The following is a 14,036-nucleotide window of genomic DNA, read 5'->3' as shown; positions in this document are numbered from 1 at the left end:
AGATAGATAAGAATTTACGATTATGAGTATTTTTGCTTCAGAAGCAGAGAGTGATTTCAATCCAGATGATCCAACTGTCGAGGCAATCAAAGCAAGCCTGACAAAAGCACTACATCAAGTTAGAACAAGGCACACTCTCCCGCTTTCTCAGATGTGGGACGGAATTGAAGATGCTGAAGAATCTAATCAGATGGCTCCTGGATACCTGGAATTGCAGTAAACCGATTCACAGGATATTCCATTTCATAGGTCATTATTCTAAAAAGCTGTTGAAAGTTTTCTAGAGCTGTGCCAAGACAGAAGTTTTCGATAAAACTATAGAAGTCTCGATCGACTTTGTAAGCGTGACCATCGTCGTCGATCGCATAGACATCATACTGCTCATCAGTTTGATCGTAAGTCCTTAGATCAAAGATAAATATTGTTCCTGATACACCAAGCCCAAATACATAAGCATTACCAAGTAGCTCCTGAACCGTAGGATCATAGTCTGGATTTAAACGAAATAAAGATTTGGCTGCCTCAATAATTTCTGAATTTGAAATAGACTGAATTCTAAGGTATTGCAAGCTGGGGCAATCGATACACACAAAGCTTTCTCCAAAGCATCCATTTCCGAACATCTGACAAAACTCTTTGTATCCAACAGGCAATTTGATCTGCATTTCCGATTCAAATTGTTCTAAATCGCTTGCAGTTACTGTAGTAAATTTATCTGTTCTCTCGAAGCGAATTTCGATTTGCCTGAGCAGCTTTTCCCATCTCTCCAACTGATAATTCATATAGCAAGTTACGATTGCGATCGCTCAACCAACAAACAATCCTCAAAACTGAATGCCTCTGCATCTAAGAAAGAAGCGTTGCCTTCGGCACAGCAAAGCTGCCCGCCATTTCGACCACTTGTTCGATCGAGCAATCCAGTTCACCCGCTTTTTGCATCAGAGCAGCTTTCACACAATCTGGCGCGTCTTCTAAAACTCGTTGAGCCGATTCTGATGATAAGTGTTGTGTCGTCAGCGTTGGGTTCATAAGCTCTCTGGAATTAGGACATTATTTCTAAGCCACACCATAACCCGTATCAGGTCGGGCATAAGCAGGTTGTAGCCCCAACACAATATCTTCCCTCGCCACTCCCATTTCTACCAGTTCTTGAGCGATCAATCGATCAGTCTGATTGCGCTGAATCCACACCTTTCCATCCTTGATATCCAAGTGCATCAAACAGCTATAAAACCGCCGCTGTCCTTGCCAGCCCAAACTGACTAACTGATAATGATCATGTTCGCGATCGCAAATCACCTGAGTCTCTAATTGAGCGTCTGCTTCCGTCACGTAACTTTCGAGCAGCGATCGGATGACTTGTCGATATTGTTCTAGTCGCTCCATCTCACAATTACTCCTGCCACTGCATCATATACCAATAGTTTAACGGCATACTTTTGAACAGAAGCGATTGCGATCGAACGTTGGAAAAATGTCTCATACGCAATTTGGGGAACTGCAAGGTAAAGTACACGATCAGGTTCCAAAGCTTCCAAGACTAATCGGTAATTCAAAAACTGTCCCAACGCAGCGTGATAGTCAAACAGGGCTGATTCACTCAAAAAGCTTTTGATTTCAACAGCGATTTTTTGAGTTCCCTTCTCTGCGGCGAGGAGATGTTCTGCACCTAAATCAATCCTGATTTCGTCCTCGTCTTCAAACTTTAATCTGAGTGGATCATGCGTGATTGTCCATTGCTCTTTCAAAAGTGCATTCTTCACGGCATCATGATAGCGATCGCGAGCAGACATCCTTCTATTCCCTGAATATGAAAAAGGGCGAGAAAGCTCTCACCCTGATTAGAATACTCTACAACTCGGAGCTTATTGTGTCGTCAAAACTTCAGATGGTAAGCGTTTGAACTCTAAACGCTCGGTTTCACCGACATCGACAAAGATCGTATCGCCTTCGGTATAGTTGCCGCGTAGGATCTCTTTCGCGATCGCAGTTTCTAATTCCCGCTGAATCGCCCGCTTCAATGGACGCGCTCCGTACACCGGATCAAAGCCCACTTCAGATAAGAAATCTAACGCCGCATCGGATAGCTTCAGTGACATCTTACGTTCGCTCAATCGCTGCTCTAATCGTAGGGTTTGAATCTTGACGATTTCGCGCAGTTGCGATTTTTGCAGACTGTGGAAGATGATGATTTCATCAATCCGGTTCAAGAACTCAGGACGGAAGCTCGATCGCATTGCATCCATTACCCGCGATCGCATTTCTTCATGGCGATTGTCGTCTCCACCGTATTCAAAGATGTACTGTGAACCGATGTTAGAAGTCATGATGATGATTGTGTTTTTGAAGTCTATTGTCCGACCTTGCGAATCGGTAACGCGACCATCATCGAGAATTTGCAGCATCACGTTAAACACATCAGGATGCGCTTTTTCGATCTCATCGAACAGAATCACGGAGTATGGACGACGACGAACGGCTTCGGTTAACTGTCCACCTTCGTCATAGCCCACATATCCAGGAGGCGCACCGATCAAGCGTGAGACTGAATGCTTCTCCATGTATTCGGACATATCGATCCGCACCATTGCTTCTTCGGTGTCGAATAGATAAGCCGCGAGAGCTTTCGCAAGTTCAGTTTTACCAACACCTGTGGGACCGAGGAAGATAAAGCTGGCAGTTGGACGGTTTGGATCAGACAGTCCGGCTCTCGATCGCTGTATCGCATCAGCAACCGCAGTCACGGCTTCGTCTTGTCCGATCACTCGTTGATGCAGGATGTCTTCAAGCTGTAAGAGTTTCTGCATTTCAGATTCAACGAGCTTGCTGACTGGAATTCCCGTCCACTTAGAAATGATTTCAGCAATGTCTGATTCAGTCACTTCTTCACGGAGCAGTGAAGTACCTGATTTCTGAGTTTGAGTGAGTCGAGCTTCGGTTTCTTCTAGGTTGCGATTCAACTCATTGAGCTTGCCGTACTTGAGTTCAGCCGCTTTGTTGAGGTCGTAATCGCGCTCGGCTTGCTGGACTTCAAGGTTCACTTGATCAATCTCTTCTTTGAGCTTTTGAAGCTCAGTGATCACGCCCTTTTCAGCTTGCCATTGAGCATTTAATTTCGATTGATCTTCTTTGAGATCAGCTAGTTCTCGCTCGATTCGGTCTAAGCGATCGCGGGATGGCGCATCGTTTTCTTTCTGCAACGAGAGCCGCTCCATTTCAAGCTGAAGAATCTTACGATCGACTTCATCCAACTCTTCAGGCTTAGAAGTGATCTCCATTTTCAACTTCGCCGCCGCTTCGTCTACAAGATCGATCGCTTTGTCTGGAAGAAAGCGATCGCTAATATATCGAGTCGAAAGCGTTGCCGCAGCAACTAACGCTGAATCGGAAATCTTCACCCCGTGGTGAACTTCATAGCGTTCCTTCAGTCCACGCAGAATCGAAATCGTATCTTCAACGGTCGGCTGATCCACGAAGACTTGCTGGAATCGCCGTTCTAGTGCTGCGTCTTTTTCGATGTACTTGCGATACTCATCTAATGTAGTTGCACCGATACAGCGCAATTCACCCCGCGCCAACATCGGTTTGAGTAAATTACCCGCATCCATCGCGCCTTGAGTTGCACCCGCACCGACCACGGTATGGATTTCGTCAATAAATAGAATAATGTTGCCGCGTGAATCGGTGACTTCTTTGAGAACCGCTTTGAGACGTTCTTCAAATTCACCCCGATATTTTGCACCTGCAATCAGCGCACCCATATCGAGCGCGATTAACTTGCGATCTTTGAGCGATTGAGGCACATCTCCGCTCAGGATTCGTTGTGCCAATCCTTCCGCGATCGCAGTCTTACCGACACCCGGTTCCCCAATCAGCACCGGATTATTTTTCGTCCGACGCGAGAGAATCTGAATCGTGCGGCGAATTTCGTCATCTCGACCGATCACCGGATCGAGCTTGCCTTCCCGCGCATACTGAGTCAAATCGCGCCCATATTTCTCTAGAGATTCGTACTTGTTTTCAGGAGTTTGATCCGTCACTTTTTGATTACCCCGAACTTGTTCGATCGCGTTTCTGAGTTTTGCTTCATCTACTCTAAATTCTGCCAGTAAGCCTTTCCCAAAGCGACTATCTTGGGCATATCCTAAGAGCAAATGCTCGATCGAGATAAAATCATCCTCAAATTGTTTGCGATAATCTTCCGCTCGATCCAATAGCGAATCGGCACTGCGTCCCCAATACACAGACGTGCCACTGCCGGACACTTTGGGCTGACGGCGGATAAATTCATCGGCTCGATCGCGCACTCGATCGACTGGAACAGCCAGCTTATTAAAGATACTGATCGCCAAGCCATCTTGCTCTAGGAGCGCTTTCATCAGATGCTCAGTCTCGATCTGCTGTTGCTGTGCCTGCTTCACGATTTCTGGAGTGCGGACGATCGCTTCCCAGGCTTTTTCGGTAAATTTTTCTGCACTATTTGGCTGCATCGCATTCCCTCATCTAATCCCGATCGTCATACAGCCATTGTAGAGAAGCGATCGAGTTTGGAGCGTTCGGAGTACCGCCCTTTCACCGTCCAAATCGCCGAAGAGTATGATTGAAAAATGATTTAAGGCAGAAAACTGACGAGAACCTAGAGGATCTAGAAGCGATGATGCGAATTTTATCAAAGCTAATCCGATTACCTTCAGAACAGATTAAACCTCGCTTAGAATCATTGCTCACGACTCTGTTTGGTTTACAAGCAGTTCAACCTGATTCACAAGAAAACTCAGAAGCATGGGCGCAACGATTTACCGATTGGGTGGAAAGTCACCGTGAACTTAGATTGCCATCGCTATCGGATGAAGCGATAAGTCGAGAGAGCATTTATGAAGACGAGTGCTGATCTTTCGAGAAAGATGTTCGCGTAACTGGAAGGTTTAGCCATTTTCCAATTTCGATTGCTATCTGTTCAAGATCCGCTTTTGATACGATGCCTTCGTCATCGACTTCAATTTCATATTTTTGCTGGTCTGCCCGAATCACCAGTTTTGGCTGAACGATGCAATGTTCTTGATCTCCGTTCGGATGTCGTTTTATCCATTCTGAACGGGGCATAAGCTCAATTTTGCAAATCGTTGATCTTGGGCTGGATGCTTCCCGCTTAGACAGTCCAATCACTTCTGATTCATAAGACCAGTAGACTTCCTCTTGATTAATACACAGCCGCTTGAAGTCGCGCAGTCGCCTAGCGTCAGATGAAGCCAGTGAATCAAATAGCACTCTAAGTGAGAACCAGCCAAAGTACCAAAATGGGAATGAAAGACCAACAATCTTCAATTTATCCTCCCAATTCGCCCAATATACGAGAAAGGCAAGCACTAGAGAAAACGGACAGGTAATCAAGACGAGAATACTAGAGAGAAAGATGGGAGACATGACATCGAACAGTGAACGAAACGCAGGAATCGTTACTTCCAAAGCATCGGATTCAACCTTCAGTAAGACTCTACTCTGCTTGGTTCTACTAGAAGAGTTTGACATTTATGTTGCAACTTTAATCGAATTCTAATCCTCTGAAAAAACGGCTGGAGGTGGCAGCGATCGCGCAACACTGGAGCCAAGCATTACTCACCCAATCTGGTTTACTTCAGATGAATTAATCAAAATCGAGTTCGGTGAAGAGTTCAGCGATCGCTAACCGAAACCCATCGATCACTTCCTCACCCTCTAAGAAATCGGTCTTTTTCAATAAGCGATCGGGCGTTGTTCCCCGATACACAACCACCGATTCTTCATCGGGATTAATCACCCAAACTAACCGAGATCCGCTCTCGAAATACTCCACAATCTTCTGATGAATTTCTTCAAATGTATTACTTGGAGAAATCACTTCAACGGCTAAATCTGGCGCTCCATCGAAGAATCCTTTAGGCAGTTTTTTTAATCCTTTTAATCGATCTTTTGAAACGAAGGAGAGATCAGGCGATCGCTTATTTCCGGACTTCATTTTAAAGGCAGTGCTGGAATCACAGGCGACACCGAGCTTACGATCGCGCACATGAATCAACAGAATTCCACCCAGAATAAGGGCGATGTATCCATGCTGCATTCCAGAATTGCCCACGATTTTTAATTCTCCATTTACTAGCTCGTAGCGATCGCCGTTGTCGGGCAATGCCATAAATTCTTCGTCTGTCCAGATCTTGGGCTGTGCAGAAAGGGTCATGGTGCTGTCCTCATTTAGCTGCCGAACTGCTGTTTAGCTTGATCATAAATCTCAGGTGTAATCTGCGTGGCTCCGAGTTCTTGAGCGAACTTTTCAATCTTCTTTCGGGCTGCCGGACGCACGAAAAAGGGAATTTCTTTTAATTTTGCTTCGGCTTCAGAAGTCCATTCCATAGTCGTCTCTGATGAACTGTGTTTATGTATTCTACACAGCACTGCGATCAGAGGAAGATGCAATCACTGTCTAAAGCTCGTCAGTACTAAGTTGTAGAAATCACTTAAGTAGTTAAAGCAGAAAGTAGAACAGTAAATCTGCGATCGGCAATAATAGAAGCTTTCCTCAAACGAATGCAATCACACCCATTTGGCGCGGGTGGTCGTTGGGCAGTTCTAGACGAACAAGACGATCCAACCGTCATTCGACAATTTAATCGGTATGCCTGCGCTGCTGCCTGCGGCGAAATTGTCCTACTCGATCGCAATATCCAAATTGACCAGAGAGACATCGCTCAACTTGCAGGCGGTGTTCCAATGGACTTGGAAGATTTAGCAGATGCACTCAATGCGGCTCGATCGCTCACAGGACAATGGAGAGGAATCGCCGTCACCCTTCCTGGTGCAAGCGATGAAGAATTACTAGAAACGCTCAATCAAACTGGCTCATGGATTGCGGGCTTCTGGGAGGATGAACAGTCGATCGGACATGCTGTAGTCGTTGATGGCTTTGATCCAGACAGAAAGCTTCTGATTCGCGATCCGTGGGGACGTGCATTCGGTTCTAATTGTGGTTCCACATATAGAATGGAGATACGAGTATTTCTAGAGGTTTGGAGCCGAAAGGCTGTCTTTTATCTAGGCTGAATCTTATGAATGTTCAAGTTTTAGCAATTGAATCAAGCGGCACAAACCAATGGAATGTAAAGCTGCTTGTGGGTCAGCAATCCGTTGTCTATCCCTTTGCTCAAGAAGAAGTAGCGATCAGCGATCGTTCAATCATTGGCATTACTTCTGATCCAGCCTTTAGAAAATTCTTTAAGTTCAATCAACATCTGATTCACCAAATCACTCATTTGCTCATTCAGAGCGTAAATGCAGAAGTCATAGAGTTTCCGGTAGAAGTTGGAAATTTTCTCACATTTGATCAAGCCTCTGAAAAATTGATGCTGACAGAATAGGCAGATCGATAAGCAGCTTGCGAGTGTATTCTACGCTACCAACTCAATAGATTCTCGACCAATACAAAGAGAAAAAACCAAAAGATCCCACGATCGCCCAAAAATTCAACACCTATCGCTTTGCTGACTACAAAGAGCAAGTGATCGATCTCCTTCAGCGAGTCTGCACTATGAGTGTTGAAACGATGCAAATCATTGAACAGATGAAGAATGCAGACTAATCTACTGCACCAACTCTCCTAACCTTCATATCTAAGGCGATCAGTAATCCAATTTTCCAATTCATTCAAACTATTAAAGCCGGAACACGCTCGGCTAAGGTCTACAAGCACTGGAAATGGCAGAGTCATAAAGCGCGATCGCATTTCTTCAGGTAGTTCTTGTTGCAAGCGCTGATTGAGTACTTGTGTAACAAGATCGATGATCACTTCTCTGCCTTCTTCTCTGCCTTCTTCTTTAGCTTCTCGAATCGCACGAGGTTCTTCAGTTAAATTGATTCCAATCATGGCTCTAATCTCCGCTCGGCTCAAGGTTGCAAATTTGTACACCAGAATAGAGGTGATGATATCTATTATGTCGCGCCTTGCTTCGGGTGTGAATGTCTCTTGCTCAGCACGAGAAACAAGCGATCGAGCCACTTCAGGCGCTTCCTCTGGTTCAACGATCGTCAAAACCACAGCCGCGATCGACAAAGGCAATGTTTCTGGATCTCCTAATTCATCGAGAAAGATGCGATGAAACTGATCACAGTTGAGTATTGATCGAAATGGATGAGTTTCACTTTGTTCAGTGCTACGAAATGGATAGATTACAACTGCTTGCCAATCTGAAAAGCGATCGCGATTCCGATAAAAATACAATGCCGATTCGCTGATCAATCGTTCATAAAGCTCTTCATCCTTTTGAAATTGCACTTCGCAGAAATAGACGACTCCTGGTTCAGCCGATTCAGGCGGCAGAAACACACCATCAATTTCAAACTTCGGTTCTTTGACTGCAACAGAATCAAATCGATACTCGGCTGCATCATCCGGTTGCTGGTTGATCAGTTGAAACAATAAGTCTGGTGATTGCTGAAACAATTTATAGAACAGAGGGTCACGCCGCATTTTCCACGATTACGAAAATCTGTTCAATTGTACTATCTGATGTCTCACCAGCCTAATCGCGTTGGTTGTTCATATACTCGCTTCAATGTATTCGTATCCCGCGCTGAAATTACGGGCGGCGTTCTGACTTGCGAGAAGTACATCACATCAGATTCAAGTGGGCTATGTCCCCAAATACCTAGAGCGTGCCCGAGTTCGTGACGTGCTGCCGCTAGTAGTGAAAGATTCGGGCGATTGGGCTGAATCCGAATCCTCATTCGATGCCGCAGAATGCCATCTTGTTCGTATAGCTCAAATCGGGTATCAGCAAATCGAACCCGCTCAGTTGGCGGAAACTTTAAGGGAATCGAAGAACGATCGATAAAAATATCCGCGCTCTCTGGTCGATCGACAAATTCCAACGGAAAGTATTGCTTCCATTCATTCACCGCTTGCGTCATCAGATTTACCCAAGTCTGACTCCGAGCATCCCCAGGCTGAACGTAGACTTTCACCGGAAAGCGTGACCAAATTAGATACTCTGGAGCAGTCTTCTCAACTTGATCGAAGTAATCGCCGGATCGATCGTTCCATTGCGCCAACATTGCTGGAAGGGGATGAATTCGCGGAGCAGGAAGCGCCCGAACCGCGATCGCCCAAAACAAAACGCACCCAATCGCCAAAAGTGCGATCGAATGCGTTCTAAACCGTCGAAATCTTAACGACCGATCCATCCAGCACTGAGAATCACTGTGATTCCCATAAACAGAATGGTGAGCAACCAGGTCGCACGATTGAGCGTGGTTTCTGCGCTTTTGGTGCTGGTAAACAGTTGAGCTTGACCACCCAAACCGCCTAAACCATCTCCTTTTGGACTATGCAGCAGCACTAAAATGACAATTCCGACCGCAGAAAACATCCAAATCGATCTCAAAACTGTGATTAACGTCATATTGCCAAACTTACGATCGATACGTTTCTCATTATATGAACATTAGGGTTGCGCGATCGTCGATTTCGGGGTTTGCGCTCCCTGTGGACTCGGTGCGGGACTCGGTGGAACTGCATTCAATTGATTGAAGTATTGGTAAGTGAGTTTCGAGACTTGGCGAATCAGATCGCCTGCTCGATCGTCATTGTGCGGACGTTTTACCATTGCCGCCATCAGATAGCGTTTGCCATTCGGTAAATCGATGATGCCAACATCACCGAGCATGATGCCGATATCTCCAGTTTTGTGAGCGATCGCAGATCCTTCTCCCAATCCCTGTGGAATCAGCGAATTGTTCGCCACTTTTCGCATGATATTCAACATTCGATCGTGCGATCGCATCGAGACTAATTCCCCACGATTCACCGCATCCAAAAGTGCAACCATGTCACGCGGGCTACTGATATTGGTGCCGGGTAAATCGGGAAGCAGATTTTGAATTGCAGTATTGGTTAAACCCCAGGATTGAAAGCGCTGATTGAGGGCATCTTTACCCCCTAAGCGATCGATGATCATATTCGTCGCGGTGTTGTCGCTGATATCGATCATTTTGGTCGCGACTTCGATCGCTGGAAATTGTGACCCAACGGGCAGAGTTTGAAGATCCCCCGATTCAGTCGCAACGAGTTCTTTTCGCATCGTCAGCGGTTCATCAAGCCGAATCTTACCTTCGTCTACGGCTTGGAAAAAAGCAACAAGAATCGGGAATTTAATCGTGCTGGCGGCGGGGATGGGGTTCGAGGCGTTGACATCCACATAAGTGTGAGTGTCAGCATCCACAACCATGAATCCTGGCGTTAACTGAGTTTGAGGAGCGATCGTGCTTTGAATCTGCGTTTTCAGCCCTGTGATTTCCTGATTCAGTTGAAGCTGGGACGCGACAGCGGGACTCGGTGAAGGGCTTGCTTGCTCGGTCTTTTCAGGTTGAGGCGTTCCTCCCAATCGAGTTGCTGGGTCCCAAATCGATAAGCTCGTGCCAGCAATCACACCAATCCCAACACCGAGAATCAACAATCGAGTGCCATAGAGAAAGGCTAACGCCGATCGACTTTTGGGCGTTTGCGGTTTTCTAACTGGGGGAGTGCGCCGAACTTCGGGCGGGGGAACGACTTCGAGGCGGCGACGTTCTTTCGATCGAGGACGGTCACTTTGGCGAACGCTCGTTTTTGGGCGTTCGACGGGAATCGGTTTACGCTTCGGTTCTCGTGGGATGCGTTCTCGACGGGACGAAAGTGGAATCGGCTTCGGTGGGGTTTCGACAACTCGACGACGGGAGCGGCGACGGGTGGTAGTGCCATTCGATCGACCACCGCGGTCTACATTGGGTGCGATTGAACTGTCGGTGTCATCCCACATTGATGCTGATCTCCGTTCGTCAGGAACAAGGGTTTACGAAATTCGGTTTGAAGTTCAGAACGTGCGTTGCGTTTTCGCCACTCTGCGTGTTTTAGGGATTTTACATTGACTTCGGAAATTTGATCCGCTCAAGTCTGCGAATCTTTGGAAGGTTGCGCTTTCGCTGCCCAATCCATCTGCCGCAAAACGCCACGTAGCAAGGATAAATCATTTTCTGAAAGATTAGCACGATTGAAAATATGTCTAAATTTTTCCATTCGACTCGCAGCGGTATGTGGCTGGAGGTAGCCAATGTTGAGCAGTACGGATTCGAGATGTTCGTAAGCTCGATCGAGATCATCGAGTGAACAAGGAACTGCAATCGGTGCGGTTGGCATCGGTGCTTGGAATAGCTCATAACAGCAAATCGCGACCGCTTGAGCAAGATTCAGGGATTGATAGTTATCGCTCGTTGGAATGTAGACAAATCGCTGAGCATATTTCAGTTCCTCGTTGCTCAATCCTCGATCTTCAGAACCAAATAGCAGTGCGGTGTTTAGTCCGGGTTCTAGTAACCAAGGTAAAGCTTCACGCGGATGTTCTAACGGGGCATCAATTCGCGATCGAACCGCCGTTGCGATCGCCCGATGACACCCGATTAATGCCTCTGGAATCGATTTAACAATCTGAGCCGCTTCTAAAACGTCGATCGCTCTCATCGCCATTTTCCGCGCTTCATCCGACTGCAAATCACACGTAGGATTCACGAGTACCAACTGACTCAAGCCCATATTTTTCATTACACGAGCGATCGATCCCACGTTGAGCGCTCCCGCAGGTTCGACCAGCACAATCCGAACTTGAGAAGACAAGGTTTCCGACATATCCAAAAGCGCGAAAGACTTTAAAATTAACGCATCTTTAGCCCGAATTTGTTATGCCGCGCCATCGTGCCAAATCTGATTTACCGACTAAAGTCTGTCCGGTCTGCGGTTTGCCGTTTACCTGGCGGAAAAAATGGGAGGACTGCTGGGACGAGGTGAAATACTGTAGCGATCGCTGTCGAAAACGGAAATCCCAGGCGAAACCTGAGTCACCGTAAACCAGACGTGATAAGCTTTTGTGCTATCCGTTTTGTGTGAGGTTCCTTGTCATGTCTCTCGATCGCGTTCAGCCAAAATTGATCATTCACGGTGGGGCAGGAAGTTCGCTCAAAGGAAAAGGGGGAGCCGATGCGGTTCGTCGATCGCTTTACAAAGTGGTAGAAGAAGTTTATGCACTTTTATTAGCGGGAGCGACCGCAACGGAAGCGGTTGTTGCAGGTTGCCAATTGCTCGAAGATGATCCCCGTTTTAACGCTGGAACTGGATCAGTGTTGCAGTCTGATGGACAGATTCGCATGAGTGCGGCTCTGATGGATGGAACCGAGCAACGATTTAGCGGTGTGATTAATACCTCACGAGTCAAGAACCCGATCGAGCTTGCGTTATTTCTGCAAACGTCTGACGATCGCATTCTCTCTGATATTGGTTCTGCTGAGTTACTCCGAGAATTGCAACTGCCGCTTTACGACCCGATGACCGAACTGCGCTTACAGGAATGGATTCAAGAGCGTGCAGGTAATTTTAATCGGGCGATGGCGGGTGTGGTTGCCGAAAAAGAATTGATCTCAGAATCAGCGGGACGAGGCACGATCGGGGTAGTGGTGCTAGATAGTCACGGTCGGATCGCAGTCGGCACTTCAACAGGTGGAAAAGGCTTTGAGCGAATTGGACGAGTCAGTGATTCTGCGATGCCTGCGGGAAATTACGCAAATTCACAAGCGGCGATTAGCTGTACCGGAATTGGAGAAGACATTATCGATGAATGTTTAGCAGCAAAAATCGTGATCCGTGTGACAGATGGACAGTCGTTACATCAAGCCTTTGAAAAATCGTTTAGGGAAGCGTATCAAAATCGACGAGATTTAGGCGCGATCGGACTCGCTGCGGATGGCACGATCGGTTGGGGTAAAACGAGCGAGGTACTTTTGGCGGCGTATCATACTGGCGATCGCATCGGAGATACTTTAGAACTGCCTGACGATCTACAAACGGGAACAGTGTGACAGTTAGAATTCAGTACACTGACTAGAAATTACTGAGAATCTTATGCGTATCTACGGATGTGCTGGGGAAATTGCGTAGGTATGCTTTTACATAGATTGGCAGTCTACCGAGTAAGGACGTTTTCAAAAGAGGGTCTCACCCCTCAGCCCTCTAGTGTGAGAACCTCTCTGGGATAGTGATATCAGGGATATTCACTATTCATTGCAAACTCTCATTGCCCCTGAGAGTTTGTCTCCGAAATTTCCGCATCAGTAAAACCCTTCCACTGAGTCACTGTATGGCACTGGCACAGGTTTATCAAATTAAAGCAGAGATCGCTCAAGCGTTTTATCAGCTCGGAGTGACGTATTATGCGATCGGCGATGCTGCGAAAACCAGCGAAACATTGCGTCAAGCGGATCAACTATTAAGTGAAGTCGAAGCTGTGCAAAAGATCGAACAAGCATTGCGCCAAATTTGAGCAGATTGCAGCAAAAATTAATGTGCGATCGCGCTCTGTAGATATAATGTATCTACATTCTAGTTTGTTTGATATGACTTCAACTGTTGCAAAGTGGGGAAATAGTTTTGCGATTCGCATTCCTCAGCATTTGGTGAAAGAGCTTAACCTTTCTGAAGGCGCAGAGATTGAAATTAGCTCAGTCGATGGCACCTTAGTCATCAAGCCGAGAAAGCGTAAGACTTATTCGTTAGATGAACTGCTAGAAGGAGTCACGCCTGAAAATCTTCATGCTGTCGCTGACTTTGGTGAAGCAGTGGGGAATGAAATTTGGTGAAGCGATCGACTGCTTACGTTCCTGATCGTGGCGCTATCGTTTATCTAGAATTTGATCCAACGATCGGACGAGAACAAAGAGGACACAGACCTGGTTTTGTCCTTTCACCGCGTTCTTACAATCAGAAAACCTCTCTAGCGCTAGTGATGCCAATTACAAAGCAACAGAAGGGGTATGCGTTTGAAGTGCTTTTACCGGATGGACTTAAAACTCAAGGCGTGATTCTGAGTGATCAAATTAAGTGTGTTGATTGGAGAGCGCGTAACGTTCAATTCGTAGAAGCAGTTCCAGAAGAAGTTATCGAAGAAGTTCAAGCAAAAATAACTGCATTGCTGCTATGAACAATCCAG

General features: G+C 46.4%; 21 protein-coding genes. 8 read left to right on the top strand and 13 right to left on the bottom strand.

What is annotated here, in order from left to right; genetic code table 11:
- The first annotated feature begins 22 nt into the window (after positions 1-22).
- On the top strand, positions 23-220 hold the full coding sequence (locus tag NIES2104_RS32830) for a hypothetical protein (protein WP_058994751.1): 198 nt from the start codon (positions 23-25) through the stop codon (positions 218-220).
- On the opposite strand, the gene NIES2104_RS00555 is transcribed toward NIES2104_RS32830, so the two are convergent.
- The 8 genes from NIES2104_RS00555 to NIES2104_RS00515 all read right to left on the bottom strand — a co-directional run bounded on the left by NIES2104_RS00555 (position 183) and on the right by NIES2104_RS00515 (position 6,387).
- The gene (locus NIES2104_RS00555; RefSeq protein WP_058994749.1) at positions 183-782 is read right to left on the bottom strand and encodes an SMI1/KNR4 family protein; all 600 of its coding nucleotides are present in this window, start codon (positions 780-782) and stop codon (positions 183-185) included. The two genes, NIES2104_RS32830 and NIES2104_RS00555, sit on opposite strands and share 38 nt — an antisense overlap.
- Before the next feature lie 64 nt (positions 783-846).
- Entirely contained in the window at positions 847-1,029 is a 183-nt protein-coding gene (locus NIES2104_RS00550; protein ID WP_202815018.1) for a hypothetical protein, read from the bottom strand.
- 27 nt (positions 1,030-1,056) lie between these two features.
- Positions 1,057-1,386: a XisI protein gene (locus NIES2104_RS00545; protein ID WP_058994748.1), complete on the bottom strand. Its 330-nt coding sequence runs from the start codon at positions 1,384-1,386 to the stop codon at positions 1,057-1,059.
- Entirely contained in the window at positions 1,374-1,793 is a 420-nt protein-coding gene (locus NIES2104_RS00540; protein ID WP_058994746.1) for a XisH family protein, read from the bottom strand. Before NIES2104_RS00540 ends, NIES2104_RS00545 begins: the two co-directional genes overlap by 13 nt.
- 72 nt (positions 1,794-1,865) lie before the next feature.
- Positions 1,866-4,490, bottom strand: a complete 2,625-nt coding sequence (gene clpB / locus NIES2104_RS00535) for an ATP-dependent chaperone ClpB (RefSeq protein ID WP_058994744.1) — start codon at positions 4,488-4,490, stop codon at positions 1,866-1,868.
- 382 nt (positions 4,491-4,872) lie between these two features.
- The gene (locus NIES2104_RS00525; protein WP_058994740.1) at positions 4,873-5,529 is read right to left on the bottom strand and encodes a hypothetical protein; all 657 of its coding nucleotides are present in this window, start codon (positions 5,527-5,529) and stop codon (positions 4,873-4,875) included.
- Between the two features lie 115 nt (positions 5,530-5,644).
- Complete coding sequence (locus NIES2104_RS00520) at positions 5,645-6,214, bottom strand: Uma2 family endonuclease (RefSeq protein ID WP_058994738.1); 570 nt, start codon at positions 6,212-6,214, stop codon at positions 5,645-5,647.
- A 14-nt stretch (positions 6,215-6,228) separates the two neighbouring features.
- On the bottom strand, positions 6,229-6,387 hold the full coding sequence (locus tag NIES2104_RS00515; protein ID WP_058994735.1) for a PCP reductase family protein: 159 nt from the start codon (positions 6,385-6,387) through the stop codon (positions 6,229-6,231).
- Positions 6,388-6,561: 174 nt separating this feature from the next.
- Between NIES2104_RS00515 and NIES2104_RS00510 the strand changes: the two genes are divergently transcribed.
- Together NIES2104_RS00510 and NIES2104_RS00505 are read left to right on the top strand one after the other, a co-directional pair.
- Positions 6,562-7,074, top strand: coding sequence for a papain-like cysteine protease family protein (locus NIES2104_RS00510; RefSeq protein WP_058994733.1), 513 nt, complete (start codon positions 6,562-6,564; stop codon positions 7,072-7,074).
- A 5-nt stretch (positions 7,075-7,079) separates the two neighbouring features.
- Positions 7,080-7,388, top strand: a complete 309-nt coding sequence (locus NIES2104_RS00505; protein ID WP_058994731.1) for a hypothetical protein — start codon at positions 7,080-7,082, stop codon at positions 7,386-7,388.
- Positions 7,389-7,627: 239 nt separating this feature from the next.
- Here NIES2104_RS00505 and NIES2104_RS00500 read toward each other — a convergent pair whose 3' ends face one another.
- The 5 genes from NIES2104_RS00500 to NIES2104_RS00480 all read right to left on the bottom strand — a co-directional run bounded on the left by NIES2104_RS00500 (position 7,628) and on the right by NIES2104_RS00480 (position 11,686).
- Complete coding sequence (locus NIES2104_RS00500) at positions 7,628-8,497, bottom strand: Rpn family recombination-promoting nuclease/putative transposase (protein ID WP_058994729.1); 870 nt, start codon at positions 8,495-8,497, stop codon at positions 7,628-7,630.
- A 44-nt stretch (positions 8,498-8,541) separates the two neighbouring features.
- Complete coding sequence (locus NIES2104_RS00495) at positions 8,542-9,210, bottom strand: matrixin family metalloprotease (RefSeq protein ID WP_058994727.1); 669 nt, start codon at positions 9,208-9,210, stop codon at positions 8,542-8,544.
- Positions 9,195-9,428, bottom strand: a complete 234-nt coding sequence (gene secG / locus NIES2104_RS00490; RefSeq protein ID WP_058994725.1) for a preprotein translocase subunit SecG — start codon at positions 9,426-9,428, stop codon at positions 9,195-9,197. The genes NIES2104_RS00495 and secG overlap by 16 nt, the downstream gene beginning before the upstream one ends.
- Before the next feature lie 42 nt (positions 9,429-9,470).
- Positions 9,471-10,823: a serine hydrolase gene (locus tag NIES2104_RS00485; protein WP_058994722.1), complete on the bottom strand. Its 1,353-nt coding sequence runs from the start codon at positions 10,821-10,823 to the stop codon at positions 9,471-9,473.
- 128 nt (positions 10,824-10,951) lie between these two features.
- Entirely contained in the window at positions 10,952-11,686 is a 735-nt protein-coding gene (locus tag NIES2104_RS00480; RefSeq protein WP_058994720.1) for an RNA methyltransferase, read from the bottom strand.
- A 53-nt stretch (positions 11,687-11,739) separates the two neighbouring features.
- On the opposite strand from NIES2104_RS00480, the gene NIES2104_RS30630 reads away from it, so the two are divergent.
- From NIES2104_RS30630 to mazF, 5 genes are all read left to right on the top strand, one after another.
- Positions 11,740-11,904 carry a DUF2256 domain-containing protein gene (locus NIES2104_RS30630; RefSeq protein ID WP_072218003.1) on the top strand — a complete coding sequence of 55 codons (165 nt, stop codon included), beginning with the start codon at positions 11,740-11,742 and terminating at the stop codon, positions 11,902-11,904.
- 51 nt (positions 11,905-11,955) lie between these two features.
- Positions 11,956-12,909 (top strand): isoaspartyl peptidase/L-asparaginase, encoded by a 954-nt coding sequence (locus NIES2104_RS00475; protein WP_058994718.1) that lies wholly within the window; start codon positions 11,956-11,958, stop codon positions 12,907-12,909.
- A gap of 278 nt (positions 12,910-13,187) precedes the next feature.
- The gene (locus NIES2104_RS00470) at positions 13,188-13,370 is read left to right on the top strand and encodes a hypothetical protein (RefSeq protein ID WP_058994716.1); all 183 of its coding nucleotides are present in this window, start codon (positions 13,188-13,190) and stop codon (positions 13,368-13,370) included.
- A 73-nt stretch (positions 13,371-13,443) separates the two neighbouring features.
- The gene (locus NIES2104_RS00465) at positions 13,444-13,686 is read left to right on the top strand and encodes an AbrB/MazE/SpoVT family DNA-binding domain-containing protein (protein ID WP_059001494.1); all 243 of its coding nucleotides are present in this window, start codon (positions 13,444-13,446) and stop codon (positions 13,684-13,686) included.
- Positions 13,683-14,027: an endoribonuclease MazF gene (gene mazF / locus NIES2104_RS00460; protein ID WP_263970875.1), complete on the top strand. Its 345-nt coding sequence runs from the start codon at positions 13,683-13,685 to the stop codon at positions 14,025-14,027. Before NIES2104_RS00465 ends, mazF begins: the two co-directional genes overlap by 4 nt.
- The last annotated feature ends 9 nt before the right edge of the window (positions 14,028-14,036 follow it).

It is taken from the genome of Leptolyngbya sp. NIES-2104, assembly GCF_001485215.1.
GTDB lineage: Bacteria > Cyanobacteriota > Cyanobacteriia > Leptolyngbyales > Leptolyngbyaceae > Leptolyngbya.
The sequence above is the reverse complement of the archived record's forward strand: the minus strand, read 5'-3'. Positions and strand labels throughout refer to the sequence as shown.